Annotated in this window: 16 protein-coding genes; 3 read left to right on the top strand and 13 right to left on the bottom strand. The window is 48.8% G+C overall.

What is annotated here, in order from left to right; translation table 11 throughout:
* Positions 1-150: 150 nt before the first annotated feature.
* From LSE01S_RS07570 to LSE01S_RS07585, 4 genes are all read right to left on the bottom strand, one after another.
* Positions 151-567 (bottom strand): hypothetical protein, encoded by a 417-nt coding sequence (locus LSE01S_RS07570; RefSeq protein ID WP_061777030.1) that lies wholly within the window; start codon positions 565-567, stop codon positions 151-153.
* Between the two features lie 175 nt (positions 568-742).
* On the bottom strand, positions 743-1,780 hold the full coding sequence (locus LSE01S_RS07575; protein WP_061777031.1) for a DUF5776 domain-containing protein: 1,038 nt from the start codon (positions 1,778-1,780) through the stop codon (positions 743-745).
* 115 nt (positions 1,781-1,895) lie between these two features.
* The gene (locus LSE01S_RS07580) at positions 1,896-2,183 is read right to left on the bottom strand and encodes a hypothetical protein (protein WP_061777032.1); all 288 of its coding nucleotides are present in this window, start codon (positions 2,181-2,183) and stop codon (positions 1,896-1,898) included.
* A gap of 141 nt (positions 2,184-2,324) precedes the next feature.
* A complete protein-coding gene (locus tag LSE01S_RS07585; RefSeq protein WP_061777033.1) occupies positions 2,325-2,885 on the bottom strand; it encodes a hypothetical protein in 561 nt (186 codons plus the stop codon).
* Positions 2,886-3,066: 181 nt separating this feature from the next.
* On the opposite strand from LSE01S_RS07585, the gene LSE01S_RS07590 reads away from it, so the two are divergent.
* Positions 3,067-3,378 (top strand): helix-turn-helix domain-containing protein, encoded by a 312-nt coding sequence (locus LSE01S_RS07590; protein ID WP_061777034.1) that lies wholly within the window; start codon positions 3,067-3,069, stop codon positions 3,376-3,378.
* On the opposite strand, the gene LSE01S_RS07595 is transcribed toward LSE01S_RS07590, so the two are convergent.
* The 6 genes from LSE01S_RS07595 to helD all read right to left on the bottom strand — a co-directional run bounded on the left by LSE01S_RS07595 (position 3,373) and on the right by helD (position 10,452).
* On the bottom strand, positions 3,373-3,600 hold the full coding sequence (locus LSE01S_RS07595; RefSeq protein ID WP_061777035.1) for a hypothetical protein: 228 nt from the start codon (positions 3,598-3,600) through the stop codon (positions 3,373-3,375). The two genes, LSE01S_RS07590 and LSE01S_RS07595, sit on opposite strands and share 6 nt — an antisense overlap.
* Before the next feature lie 376 nt (positions 3,601-3,976).
* Positions 3,977-4,393: a hypothetical protein gene (locus LSE01S_RS07600; protein ID WP_061777036.1), complete on the bottom strand. Its 417-nt coding sequence runs from the start codon at positions 4,391-4,393 to the stop codon at positions 3,977-3,979.
* A gap of 450 nt (positions 4,394-4,843) precedes the next feature.
* Entirely contained in the window at positions 4,844-6,385 is a 1,542-nt protein-coding gene (guaA, locus tag LSE01S_RS07605) for a glutamine-hydrolyzing GMP synthase (protein ID WP_174520193.1), read from the bottom strand.
* 107 nt (positions 6,386-6,492) lie between these two features.
* Positions 6,493-7,071 carry a hypothetical protein gene (locus LSE01S_RS07610; protein ID WP_061777038.1) on the bottom strand — a complete coding sequence of 193 codons (579 nt, stop codon included), beginning with the start codon at positions 7,069-7,071 and terminating at the stop codon, positions 6,493-6,495.
* Between the two features lie 11 nt (positions 7,072-7,082).
* Positions 7,083-8,006: a type I pantothenate kinase gene (gene coaA, locus LSE01S_RS07615; RefSeq protein WP_061777039.1), complete on the bottom strand. Its 924-nt coding sequence runs from the start codon at positions 8,004-8,006 to the stop codon at positions 7,083-7,085.
* 148 nt (positions 8,007-8,154) lie between these two features.
* Positions 8,155-10,452: an RNA polymerase recycling motor HelD gene (helD, locus tag LSE01S_RS07620; protein ID WP_061777040.1), complete on the bottom strand. Its 2,298-nt coding sequence runs from the start codon at positions 10,450-10,452 to the stop codon at positions 8,155-8,157.
* 167 nt (positions 10,453-10,619) lie between these two features.
* On the opposite strand from helD, the gene LSE01S_RS07625 reads away from it, so the two are divergent.
* A complete protein-coding gene (locus tag LSE01S_RS07625) occupies positions 10,620-12,476 on the top strand; it encodes a cation:proton antiporter domain-containing protein (protein WP_061777041.1) in 1,857 nt (618 codons plus the stop codon).
* A 43-nt stretch (positions 12,477-12,519) separates the two neighbouring features.
* Positions 12,520-13,176 carry a histidine phosphatase family protein gene (locus LSE01S_RS07630; protein ID WP_061777042.1) on the top strand — a complete coding sequence of 219 codons (657 nt, stop codon included), beginning with the start codon at positions 12,520-12,522 and terminating at the stop codon, positions 13,174-13,176.
* Between the two features lie 508 nt (positions 13,177-13,684).
* Here LSE01S_RS07630 and LSE01S_RS07635 read toward each other — a convergent pair.
* From LSE01S_RS07635 to LSE01S_RS07645, 3 genes are read right to left on the bottom strand one after another with little or no spacing between them, the layout of a single operon-like run.
* Entirely contained in the window at positions 13,685-14,644 is a 960-nt protein-coding gene (locus LSE01S_RS07635) for an ABC transporter ATP-binding protein (RefSeq protein ID WP_082622302.1), read from the bottom strand.
* On the bottom strand, positions 14,644-15,744 hold the full coding sequence (locus LSE01S_RS07640) for an ABC transporter ATP-binding protein (protein WP_061777044.1): 1,101 nt from the start codon (positions 15,742-15,744) through the stop codon (positions 14,644-14,646). The genes LSE01S_RS07635 and LSE01S_RS07640 overlap by 1 nt, the downstream gene beginning before the upstream one ends.
* Positions 15,745-15,757: 13 nt before the next feature.
* On the bottom strand, positions 15,758-16,783 hold the full coding sequence (locus LSE01S_RS07645; RefSeq protein ID WP_061777045.1) for an ABC transporter permease: 1,026 nt from the start codon (positions 16,781-16,783) through the stop codon (positions 15,758-15,760).
* Between the last annotated feature and the right edge of the window lies 1 nt (position 16,784).

Genomic DNA, 16,784 nt, shown 5'->3' on the forward strand with positions numbered 1-16,784 from the left:
CCTTAAATTGTTAGAATAGTTTAATTATACGACAATTAAATACCGGACGCCACGAATCCTATCGGAAGAATCGAAACGGGCCCACCAGTCGATTAAGTACCGACTGACGGGCCTATTTGATAGACTGGTTTAAAATATCACGAAAAGCAGTTACTTCGCGCGGGTCATGAAGATGCTAGTGCCCCGTTCCGTGCCAAAGACGATCTTCTTGCCATAGGCCGCCAAAAAATTTTGTCGGGTGAACATCGTTTTCCCTTTCAAGGTAACCATGCCATAACGATATTTAGTTGACTTGATGGTATGAACCTTATGGTCATAGTGTCCACCATCAACCGGCAAAGTCCCCTTCATCTGCCATTTAGCCGACTTCTTGTAGACCTTCAGCTTCAGTTTGGGTAGCCACATCGTCTTCTTGCTGTGATGCTTACTGTTGTATTGTGCCTTCGATACCCAGGTCCCCCGTAGCTTCTTCGGAATCGTCTTCGAACTCGCACTAGCCGATACCGTTAGTGACGGGAGAATGAGTCCTAATACCATGACTGATAATAACCGCTTTTTGAATTTCACATGTCTCACTCCAAATATGTATTTTGCCCCATCATTAGAATAACATGTTAATTAAAAACAGCCAACCTTTAATCAGGTTGACTGTCCAAGTTCTAATAACTTAACTCACTGTCCGTGGCCAAGTCGTCATAAGATTCAGATTCCAGCCCAGACGCGGGCGTGAAATAGTTAATGTCTAATGAAAGACGCGGGCGATCCCCGCAACGTTAGAGCGTTGACCGTTCTTGATCGGTTGCACCATAATCCGTGGTGGCCAGCTTTCAATAACCTTGCCTTTGCCCAGGTAAATGGCGACGTGCCAAATCGTATGCGTCCCTGGTTGGTAGTAGAAGACCAAGTCGCCCCGCTTCTTGTGACGGTAAGCCACGTGTTGAAACTTCTTGCTAGCCCACAAGTTCCGGGAATTCCATTCATTGCCGGGATAAGCATGATGGATAGCGCTGATTGGCTTGGGATTGATGCCACCCGCATACAGTGCCTGCATGACGAGGCCAGAACAATCCGTCCCATAAATTGGCTTGGAAGAGGAACCCACTAAATAAGGCTTGCCCTTATACTTATAAGCTTGTTTGATCATGGCTTCAATGTGGTCAGTCCGACCGTTCCAAGCATGGGCTCTTAATGGCGCCACATATGAATCAATACTCTTCCAGCTAGACTTAGAGAACCCGAGCTTGACCCAGGTCTTCTCGTTGACCGTCCCTGTGGCCTTCAGGTGATGCTTACGCTGGAATCTCTTCACGGCATAAGACGTGGCTGAATTGTACTTGTTGTACCCATTTGCAGTGCCCAAGCGGCGCATAATTTTCCACGTTTTGATACCTTCGTAGCCGCGCTTGACCGTGTACCCCACCTTGCCGTAAGGTTTGATCTGGTTGTAATTGACTTGATAATACTTCTTCGGGTTTTGGTAACCCTTCGTCTTGGCAACGCAGGCCTTGTTGGCGGTGACGTATTTGCCGGTATTGGTCTTTAAAACGGGGGCATGCCCATCAACCGTCACTACCTTAGAAATCTTGGCATAGTGGCCTTTGTGTACCGTTGATGCGTGATGCTTCTTCGCGGCGTCTTTGTAGTAGGCAACCGTCTTCTTAACCCGGATGATCCCAGGATTGGTCGTGTAGTAACTGGTCTTAGCTTGCGCGGAAGTACTGAACCCAACGCTGGTTAGACCGGCAATAACAAGTAAAGTGGATAGCCATTGTTTCTTCATGATGATCTACTCCTTTATAAATTTTTATGTAATCAGTGACTAATTAGTCAAACAAGCTCCAGTGGGGGCGACCAGGACGATTAATGCCCCAGCCACTGAATGACCACTTGTTCGTTCAGTAATAATACGGCTTATGAGCAAAGGCTCTAGTTTTCGAAATCTTTAACCGGTGATGGCTGAACGTCTTGATGTAATAGTGAACATGTTTGCCATGCCGGGTAACACTTTTAATCGCATAAGGATTCGAACTGATTTTGTGCGAAGGAACCTTCGTCATCAGCAGAACAGTCAGTTTCCCGGCTTGTTCTTTTGGGGCCTTGCCGGATCGGTATTCATTAGAAATGAAGTTTTTACCAATCCCGAGTAGCTTAAAATGTTTCTTGACCACCTTCGTGACATACATCGTCCGAACCCTTTTCGGCGTCTCGGTTTGCCATTGGTCGCAGCTGGGGCTTTATGGGTGACCCAAATAGACTAACGCCGACGATGATCAGTGTCATGGCGATCACCAGCCTTTTTTCATAAACTTCTTTTCTTAAACTAATTAATCTTGCCTGTCTGAATCGCCGATAAACGTGCCATCCTCACGATAATTAAATGAGTAGTTTTCTGGCTTAAACGTCGCTAAATACCGGCCAACCCCTACGATGGTAAAGAACAATGCAAAGCACCATAAAATGGCGTGGCCAAAAACCTTAAACATCATTTTCATGCCAGCGGCATCGCTCTTGACACCACTTTTAATTTCGCCAAAGGAATGATCGTTATTTCTAAAATTAGAGTTAACCAATCGGACCGCTCGAAATTGTGCTTTTCTGAAATCTGCCGCCTGCATCTCAGAATAGTTGTCAAAGATCCCCTTAGCCTGTCGGCCATGTTCCCATTCATAAAACACTAAAAATCCGTTCGCAATTGGATAGAATATGGCGGCCTGAACACCTAAAAAAATGAAGTAAAAGGGCATCTGGCCACCCATAAAGGCTTGCTTACCTAAGTAAATCCAGGCGATGGCGGAAAAAATTGAAATACCGTAACGCGTTGCCCAAAACCGTGCGTTCAATCCGAAAAATAACTGCTTAAGAATATCCAATACTTTTTGAAACATAAAGTACCTCCTTATTAATAATTCTCCACTTACTCCTATATAAGTAGATTCATAGACTAATATACCGCAAACGTGTACTATTTTCCTTCTTTTTTAAATAAAAGAGTCTTTTTTTCTCTGTCAATGGCATAAATACTCCATTATGGTTAGCTTTAACGCTACAAGAGGAGATCAGCCAACCATGCAAAACTCAATTAGTAAATTGGTGAGCCAGAAACGACGCGCATTAGATTTGACCATTGAAGCCTTAGCCGAAAGAGCTAGCGTATCAGTTAGCTTAATATCACGAATCGAACGCGGGGAACTTAACAATATCAGCCTGAATAAGTTACAGTCCATTGCTTCAGCTCTGAACCTAAAGCTAAGCGACTTCTTCACGGACGAATCGCTAACCGGCATCCACACTTTAGAGTTAATTTCCTACTTGAAATCCCTGCCAGAAGATCAACGGGAACTCGCCTCAGAAAGTATCTTGCGAATTTTAAAACTATAACTGGTACTTCTGAATAATAAGCTTGGCGATCTCGGGCAAGGTACACTCACTCGCATGAGTCCGGTACTCGGCCACCAGATCAATCACCCCCGTCGTCAGCCTAATTTCGAAGATCCGAAAGCGTCGATAGTCAATCCGGTGGTTCGAACCTTGATCAATCAGAAACTTCAAATCTTGCAATAACTGTAATTTACTCAACAATGGATCTGCAACCTTCTCCATACGCTGTTCACCCCTAAAAAGATAAGCAAAAAAATAAGCTAGCCTTAACCAAATTGGTTAAAACTAGCTTAACGCGCCCCAAAAATAAAAAACAGACTTGTAAAAATCTGAAAATTAATTGTTTAAGGTCGGCTCTTAAATTTATTTATTAAATTAATTTTAACATACGTGTCAAGTCTAGAGTGAATATTCCAAAAAGGACAGCTACCAGCGAATTTCTCCGTTAGTGGCTGTCCTTTTTGGTTCCTTATCAACGGGTGTTGATAAGCGGGGAAGGATTTTAAATTCACTTCTTTTACGTGAATTAAGCATTGAAAATGGCCTTTTTATTTACCAAAACGATCAAAGTCGGATTGGTAAGTTTTTCTGCCGAGACTTATGACCAGCCCTTATGTGGCTTGACCGTCTTCAATATTCTAGTCACTGACTTAGTCGTGTTGCCCTTTTTCAACGCGCTACGCCGGACCCAGCCAGTGAACCCAGCTCCGTTTTTAAACTTGTAGTAAACGACTTTTTTTCCGTTTTGAGTGACGTGCGATGCGTAGGTAACAAGCACATACTCACCTTTGTCCCCGAAGGCCCCCAGCATAAAAATGGTCTTGTGCGTGATTTTACCGTTAGAGTAGACATAAGGCTTCGTCGTCTTGATTTTATATGTATGGTCCTTGATGTTCTTGTAATACCGAAACTTGGTGTTAGCCGAAGCCGTAACGGGATTGGTCGTGGTGATAATGCCGCCGGTGACCCCCATCGTGGCAACAATCAGGGTGATAAATTTTGTAATCTTTAACATGATAATCTCCTCCTATAAAGTTAAGTACCAACCGATAGTGACCAACAATCCTCCTCTCGGTTAAATGTTTATCGAATTATTTATTATGGTCAACGGCTATATTCTATCACATTAAGGGATTATTATCCTGAATTATTTATAAAATAGGTATTTTAATATCTAAAATTAGCAAAACAGACCTTACCGCCCCTCCTATAAGCGCACCCATTAGTACGTTGGTGAACCAGAAATGATGAGCATTGGCTTTACTCATTGAAAAATTAGCGGTAAGCCTAAAAAAAGACAGATGCTAGCCAGTAGGTGCGCTAGTGTCTGTCTTTTTTACCTATATCCAAAATCCCCGGTAGGAAAATTGGTAGGGAACTACTTGATGTTAACCCAAATTTGACTCAATATAGTTGTTCTAAATGCCGTCTTATCGGCATTCACAATTCAACTTGTCTGTTGGAATTATTCCCACTCAATTGTCGAAGGCGGCTTGCTCGTGACATCGTATAAGATACGGTTAACGTGCTTGACTTCGTTAACAATCCGCACAGAGATGTCTTGAAGGACATCCCATGGAATGTGGGCGAAGTCTGCCGTCATCCCATCGATAGACGTTACGGCCCGAATACCCACGGCGTAATCGTAGGTTCGGCCATCCCCCATGACCCCAACACTCTTGATATTAGGTAAGACGGTAAAGTATTGCCAGATATCGCGGTCGAGGCCGGCCTTCTTGATTTCCTCGCGGAGAATCAGGTCACTGTCCCGGACGATCTGTAACTTTTCGGGCGTAATTTCACCGAGCACCCGAATCCCTAAGCCGGGACCAGGGAACGGTTGTCGCCAAACGAGGTCGCTGGGCATCCCCAACTTTTCACCTAGCTCACGCGCTTCATCCTTGAAGAGTGAGCGGAGTGGTTCGATTAACTGGAAGTGCATGTCTTCTGGCAAACCACCCACGTTATGGTGCGACTTGATCGTCTGCGCGGTGTCGGTCCCACTTTCGATAACGTCGGTATACAGGGTCCCCTGCGCCAGAAAGTCAATCCCATCGAGCTTTTGGGCCTCGTCATTGAAGACTTGGATAAACTCGTTCCCGATGATCTTCCGCTTTTTCTCGGGTTCGGTCACCCCAGCCAGCTTGCCCAGGAACCGGTCCTGCGCGTCGACCTTCACAATATTCAGGCCAAACTTACCTTCCAGGCTATCCATAACCTGCTTGGCTTCACCCTTCCGCAACAAGCCATGGTCCACGAAGATACTGGTCAGTTGTGAACCGATCGCCTTGTGTAACAGGACACCGACGACGGAGGAATCAACTCCACCGGATAACCCGAGCAGGACGCGCTTGTCGCCAACCGTCTCCCGGATTTGTTCGATTTGCAGATCGATGAAGTCATCCATGGACCAGTTCGACTTTGCCTGACAAACGTCAAAGGCAAAATGCTTGAGGATGTCATTCCCGTAAACCGTGTTCCGCACCTCAGCATGGAACTGAATCCCATAGAAGTTGCGGTCAACGTTTTGCATTGCGGAAATTGGGCAATTCTCACTGGTAGCAACCCGTTCGAAACCATCAGGAACGGCGGTGACCAGGTCACCATGACTCATCCAAACGGTTTGTTCCTTAGGCGTGCCCCGGAAAAGGGTTGCGTCGTCACTTAAAACAGTGATATCGGCGCGGCCATACTCGCGGTTATCGGCGGATTCCACCTTACCACCAGGGAGATAATGGGCCATCAGTTGCATCCCGTAACAGATACCGAGAATTGGGATCCCGAGTTCAAAAATTTCTGGATCCACATTAAAAGCGCTGCTGTCGTAGACACTGTTGGGACCGCCGGAGAAAATAATCCCTTTGGGACCCCATGCCTTGATTTCAGCGGCACTCATGGTGTGTGCCTTGAGTTCTGAGTAGACCCCCAGGTCGCGAATGCGCCGGGTAATCAACTGGTTGTACTGACTACCAAAGTCTAAGACGATGATCTTGTCAAATTTTGACATATCAACGTTTGCCAAGCCCTTCACCCTTTCTTCATTTTAACATTGGGTCTATCATACCGATTTCTGAAAGGCCGGTCAATCTAAATTCAACCGACCCACTTAAATTGTCACCCCAATCGGTAACGTAAGTGAAGTGTCAATTGCCGGTCCAGCCGGCGTTCTTGCTGCACCACAAAGCCAAACTGGGCCGCCAAATTAGCCAGGTGCGTCCCCGGTCGAACATCCATCCCCATAACGGGTAGGCCACTCAGTCGCGCCTGATGAATGGCATCGCCCAACAGCCATTCGTCGAACCACCATTGCTGATAAGTCTTCCCGGCTGAACGAGAACGCACCGTCAACAGATCGAGATACCATTCGTCCGGCAACGCTCGCGGCGTCACCACGGGTTGTTGTGGCGGCGTGATCTGCAGGCGTTCAAATAGGCCGGTCCACTGATTATCCAGCTCGACTTCCCGCGCAGCCGGATAGCCATAGGCCACCCCCACCGCAACGCCCTGATTCTGATAGACTCGAGCTTGTGGATAACCGTAGCGAAAGTTGGGCTGCCGAAACCCCACAAATAGCAGCTGAGACAACTGTTCCTTACTGACGCGCCGGAGTCGTCGCAATTGCCGCCGTTCCAGTTCGTGCAAAACCAACATAGCAACGGCGTCCGCATCAACCAACGTGGCCTCACGTAACATGGCCTCGCCTCCTAATATTTCCGCAAGAGTAGCCGATCGATCCGGTGACCAATCGTCTTGTGAATAATCATATCGGCCCGATTACGGGTTGGCAGAATATATTCCTCCAGATTTTTCAAATCGATATCTTCCCAGACCTTCTTACCCTTAGCCATCGCCTCGTCGCGATCGCCGATGGCATAAGGATAGTAATAGTTTTCGGGATCTCGAAAAGCCGTTTCCAACAACAGCTCAAATCGTTCGAGAAACCAGTCTTCGATCAGATTGGCTTCGGCATCGACATATATTGAGAAATCAGTGAAGTCGCTAACATAAATTTGTTCATTAGTCGGCAATTGGAGGGTATTGATCCCCTCGACAATCAGGATATCTGGCGCCGTGATGGTCTCAAACTCATCGGGCACAATATCGTAAATTTTATGTGAGTAGAGTGGGGCCTTGATCGAAGGCACCCCCGCCTTGACATCGTTGAGAAATTGAATCAACGCGGCCATGTCATAGCTTTCGGGAAAGCCCTTACGACTCATCAACTGACGCCGTTTCAACTCATCATTGGGATAGAGAAAGCCGTCGGTCGTAATCAATTGGATATTAGAATTCTTAAAGTAGTGATTTAATAACACTTCCAACAGTCGCGCCGCGGTACTCTTGCCAACGGCCACACTCCCGGCGATCCCAATGATGAAGGGAACCCGGTGGGCCGGCTGTTGCAAGAACGTCGCCTTGTCCTGTTGCAGCAAGCGATAATGGTTGAATTGTAGCCGCAATAAATGGATCAACGGAATATAAATATCCTGGACGTCTTGCAACGAGATGCGGTCATTAAACGCCTTGATTTGACGCAGACTTTCCTGGGTCAACGGGAGCTTAGCGTCGTCGGAAAATGCCCGCCACTCGGCCCGGGTAAATGCATTGTAGTTAATGGGATCGCTCATGAAGACACCTCAACTTTAATAAAATAATTAAGTCCTATTATACCGCAAACCACCTGTCGGTCGGGTGAAAAAGGTTGTCTCCGACTGATTGCCGACACAAAAAGGCAGCGACCATCATCGCTGCCTTCATAATTAATCTAATTTACGGTTATTTGGTAACCGTGTATTCAACTTCGGGCACATCGCTCAGTAGTGGTGACAGTTCACCAACCCCGACAATGCTCAGGCGATGCATCGCCCGTGAACAAATCGTGTAGAGTAACTGTCGTTCGTCCTCCGCCGCATAACGACTAGCAGATGCTTGCCAAACGATGACGGCATCGAATTCCAACCCCTTCGCTAAGAAGGACGGCACCACGATGACACCAGGTGCAAGTCGTTGGTTTTCGGATTGAATCAAGGTCACCGCCACGCCGGCAGCCTTCAGCTCCTCGGTTAAGGAGCGACAGTCCGCTAGGTCCTTACCGATGATGGCGGTCGTCTCATCCTCCGCATTATTTTGCTTCAGTTGCGCGATCACCCGCTCACGAGCGGCGGCCTCATCCGGTGCGACCGTAATCGTCGGTAGTTCCCCTTCACGGGCAAACGCCGTCACGGCTTCCCCATTTTTGAGAATGTGCTTGGTAAAGTCCGTCACCTGTTGCGTCGACCGGTAAGACTGAGTCAACTGAACGACCCGTGTCTTATCAGGGTCAAACATGGTGCTCAACTCCTGCAAGAGGGTCCGACTGTTTTCTTTGGTGAAGATGGCTTGGTTCAAGTCACCCAGCATGGTGAACCGGGCCCGTGGAAAACTGTACTTCAAGAAGGCCAGTTGAAAAGCATTGTAGTCTTGGATTTCATCCATGAAGACGTAACGCATATCCCGTTCACCGGTCTTCCCGGTCATCTTGTCGTACAGATAGAGATATGGCGTGGTATCCACCAACTGCATCCGGTGGTCCTTCAACTTGGTGATGGTTTCTTCGACGCTAGCATTCCAGTCGGCCACCGACACGTGGCTATCCTTTAACTCCAAGCGGTTCGGCATGTCGCGTAACATATGAACATACTGATTATTAATGCTGAGGAACCGGGCCCGGACAATGGCCTTACGAATCGGATCGAAGGCCTTCATGACAATCTTACGAGCCAGGAACTGGAATTCTTTGTCGGAAGATTCAAACTCCCGTGGATCATCGCCGTACAAGCTATCCAGCTCTTGCTTACTCAGATCTTGAATCGCCTGTTCAACCCACTTGGTCTTCATTTCACTGGAAATTCGCCGGTTCAGGATTCGAATCAAGGCTTCCTTCGTGGCCTGAAGCCGGTTAGCCAGATGATAGTTCCGGTTGAAGCTGTAGTAGATGGACTCGATCTTTTCCTTAGGAATGAAAACATTCCCTTGGAACTTGATGTTTCGAAAGACCATATCGCTGGCCTCTAGGTGGTCGGCATAGGCCGTCACAGCATCAAAGAAGGCCAAGCTCCCCTTCAAGCGGTTAATCTGCTTTTGAGCCGGCGTGTTAGTTTCACCAAAGCGTTGGGCAAGCGTTTCTACCTCAATCTTGGGTAACCGCCGACCGGCATATTGATAATACGTCATTTGAACCATGTTATGTTCCCCTAATTCGGGCAGCACTTGGTCAATATAGTCATTAAATAATTGGTTAGGTGAGAACAGCATGACCTGACCCGCGTTCAGATGGCCCCGGTAGCGATACAGGAGGTAAGCTACCCGTTGTAAAATTGCGGCCGTCTTCCCCGATCCGGCAGCCCCTTGAACAAATAGCAGGTCGGACTTGGTATCACGGATAATTTGGTTTTGTTCCTTTTGAATCGTCGTCACGATACTCTTCATCTTGGTATCGGAGTGCTCACTCAGTGCCGATAGCAGCATCTGGTCGGTCACGGTCTGATCCGTATCGTAGAGGGTCACAATTGTCCCATCTTCAATCTGGAATTGCCGCTTCAATTGCACATCGACCGTCTGCTCGCCATCCGGCGTTTGGTAGCTAACGTCCCCTAATTCCCCATCATAGTAAATGCTAGAGATGGGGGCCCGCCAGTCGTAAATCAGGAAGTGATCGGGGGTATCAGAAAATGATCCCAGCCCGATATAGATGGTTTCTGGCTTCGACTTAGGCCCTTCTTGAAAATCAATTCGGGCAAAGTAGGCCTTCTTCTCCAGCCGTTGCAACGTACTCAGTTCAGTTGTGGCATGTTGCCAACTGTTCTGACGTTCGGCTAGCAATTGTTGTTGTTGGCGAACGGATAAGGCCGTTTCCAATAACCCCTCGTAACTATCTGTCTTAATTCGCAGATCGTTCACAAAGTTCTTACGAATCCCCGCCTCATCGTCTTCAGCCGAATCAATTCGCTGCTTGGCCTCCGTCTGGGCCGTTCTAATCTTAGCAACCACAGCATCTAAATGTTTTTGTTCTTGAGCTCTAATTGAATCTGGCAAGCCAATCCCTCCTCGATTAACCGGTCAACATCCCGCTTAATGCTTGATAATTCGACTTACAACTATACACTTACTTCCCTTATAAGGAAAGCATTCTGTTTACGTTTAACCCGGTTAGTAAGCCCCATCTTTGTTATAATAGTGGTGATTTCTGAAGGGGTGACATTATGGATCAAACGTCCTTATTAATTGTCTTAACGGCTGCACTTATTACGCCACTAGCCATGGCTCGGTTTAAACTAACCATTCTTCCCACCGCCGTCGTGGAAATCCTCGTCGGCATCCTATTGGGACCCAGTCTGTTCAACATCGTTCACACCAACAGTACCCTGTCGTTACTATCTAATACAGGGGTTATTTTCCTATTGTTCCTGAGTGGGATGGAAATTGACTTTAGCCTGTTCAACCGCCGCCAGCGGCCCCAAACTCCGCTTGCCGCCAAGGTCGCCGGTCAGGCCTCAAAGTATTCACCGGTTTTCCTAGCAATATCCAGTTACGTGGCCGTCATCGGCTGCTCACTGATTCTGGGATTCTTGTGTCAATGGACCGGAATCTTCAAGGATCCGTGGCTCGCGGCCATCATTTTCATGACGATTTCCCTCGGCATCGTGATTGCAACACTAAAGGAGAAAGAACTATTGAGTAAGCCCTTTGGCCAAACGGTCCTCCTGATCGCGGCACTAGGTGAAATTATCCCGCTGTTCGCGTTGACCATCTACGCGTCCATCTTCGGCAGCGATAGCCAGTCGCTCTGGCTAATCCTGTTGGTCTTCGCCGCGGCTGCCCTCTTATTCCGGCGGTTCAAGCCATTCTTTAACTTCTTCGATCGAATCAACAAGTCCACCACCCAACTCGACATTCGTCTGGCCTTCTTCTTAATCTTCAGTCTGGTGGTCATTGCCGAATCCGTGGGGGCCGAGGGTATTCTGGGGGCCTTTGTCGCCGGGATCGTGATGAAGCTTCTTCAACCTCATGAGGACACTAAGGTCCGCCTCGACGCCATCGGATATGGCTTCTTTATTCCCATCTTTTTCATGATGAGCGGTATCGAACTGAATCTTAAGACCCTGCTAGCCGATCCAGCAACGTTATTACTCATCCCGATCTTCTTTGGTGCCTACCTGGTCTCAAAGTTCGCGGTTTTCCCAATTCTACGGTTGCGATTCAAGACTAAGAATGCGCTAGCCGGAACCGCCATCTCGGCCACAACCATCACCATGGTCCTGGCCGTCCTGCAGGTGGCAAAGACCATGAAGGTCGTCACGGCCCAACAATCGGGGGCCTTCCTGCTAGCTGCCATCCTGACCTGTGTCCTGGGCCCTCTGTTGTTCAACACCAGCTACTCAGCTGAGGCGGAAGATCTCCAACGAACGACCGTTCATTTCATCGGGACCAACCTATTTACGGTTCCCGTCGCCCAACAATTGGCCAAGGAATGGTACGACGTCAAGATGTATACGGACAAGCCCGAAAACTACAAAACTTATAATTCGGAAATTAACGTCGAGCTCTTGGACTCACTGGAGGTCAGTGCCGCCGAAAAGGTGGCCGCCTTCGATGCCGATATCGTGGTCCTCGGTCACTTCAATGCCGACAAGAACTATGAATTGGCCAAGGCGGCCAAGGCCTACGGTGTTCGTCGGGTCATCGCCCGGTTCGAAGACCGTAACGTCCTCAACGAACACGAGGACGAGTTGACCGACCTGGGAATTGAAGTCTACAACACGCCCAACGTCAATATTGCCATGTTGCGAAGCCTGGTTGAGGCCCCAACGACGCTGAGACTGCTCACCTCATCGACGTCCGTCGTGTACGAAGTGGCCCTGCGAAACCGCCGGTATACTGACCAGGAGATTCGCAGTTTACCCTTCATTGCCGATATTACGATCAGTCAAATATTCCGCGCCGGGAAATTTATTCGACCAACTGGTACCACAGTCTTAAAGATGAATGACCGCATCATTTTCACCAGTAGTCCCGAAACGGCTCGCGAAATCCGGCAGAATCTTGGCATCCTGAATTAAGACTGTTAGACTAGATCCAAATGATTCTAAAGGAGCGACTTACATGGCAACCGTCACACTTTACCTGGTCCGTCACGGCCAAACCTATTTAAACAAGTATCACCGCATCCAAGGGTGGTCCGATTCACCCCTGACCACCAAGGGTGAGGCTGACGCCGCACGGGCCGGCCAACGGCTCTCAGACATCCATTTTGCCGCGGCTTATGCCAGTGACACGGCTCGGGCTCAGAACACGGCTAAGGCCATCTTAGCGGCCAATACCACGCCCGTTACCTTGACGACCGAACCGGCCTTTCGTGAAGTTAACTTCGGTTACTTCGAGGGCTTGGATGCCGGCTTCACGTGGCACACTCTAGGCAGTCCGCTAGGTTATGATGACTTCAATACCATGATTGCCAATCTGACCATCGAAAAAACCAAGGACCTGTTCCACGCGCAGGACCCCTGGGGTGACGCGGAAGACAACACCACCTTCTGGGCGCGGGTACAACCGGGCCTCGACCATGCTGTGGCTGCCGCCAAGGACGGCGACAACCTCTTGATCGCGACCCATAGCACAACCATTCGAAGCATTGTCTCCAAGTATTCCGATGTCGACGTGTCGATTCCGGTTAAGAACGGAAGCATCACCCAGTTGGTTGTCACGGACGGTCACTACAGCGTTACCGATTACAACAACAGCGAGGGTCCCCTCGCCTAGATGAGATGACAAAAAGACGAGTCGTTAGAAATAACGGCTCGCCTTTTTTGAGGTCGATTTTTGATTGATAATCTGTAGCAGTGGAACCATGCCGGAAATCCACCGGCTAGGCCATCTCGTGATAAATATCCCTGCCTAAGGAACGATACCATACGGATAGTCGATACCGTCGTTATTAAACTGCCAAGCGTAGCCGGAGGGGGCCAACGTACACCCCCACCCAAACTCAGACGAGTGTTTGCAAAGGTCGTCAGTCGTAGCCGGAGGCCGGCAGGAAGGGTCCGGCTATGACGGCAATGTTGGTCGGTGGTCTGCCGACTTACTGTGCGGGGCGAGCTTGGAGACCTGCGGGTTTGGCAGGGCTGCAAGTCGAGGTGTAAGCCCGCTCTTTGGCTGGAACCGACCCCATAGCGGGCGCCCTTCCTGGCGGCCGGAGGCGGCCAACATCAATAGAAGAGCAAACAAAAACCCGCCAAGCTCCTCACAGTGAGCTAAGCGGGTTTCGTATTTAGTCTTTGATCAATGACGCTTCATGGGCCCGCCTGGTGTACATGGCGATTTCATCATCGGCCGCACGAACCCAGTGCCGTGGCGAAATTTCCACCATGTGACGGGACTTGCCATCGTTCTCTTGACTGCCATCATAGGCAATCTCTTGGCGAGTCCGTTCGAACTCGGGATCAGGAACTGGCACCGCTGACAACAAACTCTTAGTGTAGTCATGCAGCGGGTGCGCGTAGATTTCATCGGAATCAGCAATTTCCAACATCCGGCCATAGTGCATCACACCAATTCGGTCGGAGATATACTTCACCATCGAAAGGTCATGGGCGATAAACAGGTAAGTTAAGCCCTGCTCCCGTTGCAGCTTCTTCATCAGGTTGACCACTTGGGCTTGAATCGACACGTCCAACGCGGAAATCGGTTCGTCAGCAATGACAAACTTAGGATCCACGGCCAACGCCCGGGCAATCCCAATCCGTTGCCGTTGCCCCCCAGAGAATTCGTGAGGGTACCGACTGGAGTGGTCCTTATTCAACCCAACGGTTTCCAGCAAGTCTTCAACCCGCTTAGAACGATCGGCATCGTCCTTTGCTAAATGGTTGATATCGATCCCTTCGGCCACAATATCCTTAACCTTCATCCGTGGATTCAAGGAGGCATATGGGTCTTGGAAGATCATTTGCATATCTTGCCGGAACTCGCGGTGATCGGCGGCACTAGTGAAAGTGTCCACGTTTTTCCCGTTAAACAGGATTTCACCATCAGTTGGTTCGTAGAGGTGAATAATAGCCCGACCAGTGGTGGTCTTACCAGAACCAGATTCACCAACTAAGCCAAAGGTTTCGCCCCGGTAGATGTCAAAGGAAATGTCATCAACGGCCCGGACTTCATCGGGCTTGCCCACGTTGAAGTATTGCTTGAGGTGCTTCACTTCGAGGATTTTCTCGGCATTTTCATAGTCCATTATTGCTTTTCCTCCTCTTCTTCAACCGGACCCTGAGTCCGTTGCTGTGCTAACAATTCCTTATGCATCGCGGCGTACTTCTTTTGCCGTTCGACAATTTGTTCTGGTGGCGTAACCTTGGGTGCGTCCGGATGAAGCAACCAGGTTGCGGCGTAGTGTGTATCGGAGACCTTAAAGAATGGCGGTTCTTTCTCCGTATCAATCTTCAAGGCGTACGCGTTCCGGGCCGCAAAGGCGTCGCCCTTTGGTGGATCCAATAAGTCAGGTGGCGTCCCCGGAATCGATGGTAACTCGTCACCACCGGTATCCAAGGTTGGCATGGAACTCAGTAAGCCCCACGTATATGGATGCTTAGGATTGTAGAAGATTTCATCGACGGTACCGTATTCCACGATTTTACCCGCGTACATCACGGCCACTCGATCGGCCATCCCGGCAACCACCCCTAAGTCATGGGTGATAAAGATGATAGACGTTGAAATCTTATCCTGGAGTTCCTTCATCAAATTCAAGATTTGTGCTTGAATTGTCACGTCCAACGCGGTCGTTGGTTCGTCGGCGATCAGAATTTCTGGGTAGTTAATCAGGGCAATGGCAATAACGATCCGTTGCCGCATCCCCCCTGAGAATTGGTGAGGATAGTCGTTGATCCGATTCTCGGCATCGGTAATCCCAACCAGCTTCATCATTTCCAAGGCTTGGGCCAAGGCCTTTTCCTTCTTCATACCCTTATGAATTATGAGTGGTTCGGCAATTTGCCGACCAATCTTCATGGTAGGGTCCAAAGAAGTCATCGGGTCTTGGAAGATTTCGGCAATATCTTGGCCCCGAATCTTTTCCATGTCGGCCTCACTCTTCTTGAGCAAGTCCTCCCCTTTGTACTTAATGGTGCCACTAGCAATGTCCGCGTTGTTGGCATTTAAGCCCATGATTGTCCGTGTCGTCACTGACTTACCGGAACCAGACTCCCCAACAATCGCAAGGGTTTCACCCTTACGCAAGTCGAAGCTGACATTCCGAATAGCCTTAACGTCACCGGCATAAGTCTTAAAGTTAACTTGTAAGTCGCGAACTTCCAAAATGTTCTTGTCGTTATCCATGACGTTTCTTCACCTACTCTTTCGTCCGGGGGTCAAATGCATCCCGCAAGCCATCACCTAACAGGTTAAAGGCTAACATGATAATAGAAAGAACCACTGCTGGCCACCACATTTGGTAAGGCAAGAACTGGAAGTTCTTTTGCCCATCGTTCAACAACGTCCCTAGTGATGCTTGAGGCGAAGAAATCCCAATCCCGATGTAAGACAAGGTTGCTTCGAAGAAGATCGCGTTAGGAATCGTGAACATGGTGTTAATGATGATGACACTGGAAAGGTTCGGCAACAGGTGTTTAAACGCGATTTTCATCGGGCGTTCACCCAGTGTTCTCGCCGCCAAGATAAATTCTTGTTCCTTCAATTCCAGCGTCTGCGCTCTGACTAGCCGGGCCATGTTGGTCCAAGACGTCAGGGCAATCGCAATGATAATGGAAAGCATCCCGGGCTTCAGAATCAGAATCAACAGAACGATCACCACTAAGTTAGGAATAGACAGGATGATTTCAATGACCCGTTGCATGAACGTGTCGATTCGACCACCCTTCCAACCCGAGAACATCCCATACGCTACTCCAATTGTCAGGTCAAATAACGTGGCAACTAAGGCAATGATGAGGGAAACTCGCGTCCCGTAAAGGACCCGGGAGAAGAGATCTCGACCCAAGTAGTCGGTCCCCATGATGTAGTGGACATTGGATGCGCCCGCTTGTTTATAAGCATCAATCCGTTGGCCCGCTTGCACCAGCGTTCCGTTAAATCCGTTAATGTTAATCCCAGGAATCTTCGAAGGTAAGTTCGCATACGACGGGTTCGTCGCATTAGGATCGTGGGGTGAAACGAAAATGGACCCGAAGGCCATCAGGAAGACAATCGCCAAAACAATCAGGGATGCCCAGGCACCCTTGTTCTTCTTCAACCGACGCCATGCATCTTGGGCGAAGGTTAACGAAGGTGCGGCAATCTTTTCACTGTCCAGCGCTGCCCGGTCATCGGCTGAAATTGGCTTAAAGCTATCTTCAGGGAGTTTTACTGTATCTGCCATT

Source organism: Levilactobacillus senmaizukei DSM 21775 = NBRC 103853, assembly GCF_001592085.1.
GTDB lineage: Bacteria > Bacillota > Bacilli > Lactobacillales > Lactobacillaceae > Levilactobacillus > Levilactobacillus senmaizukei.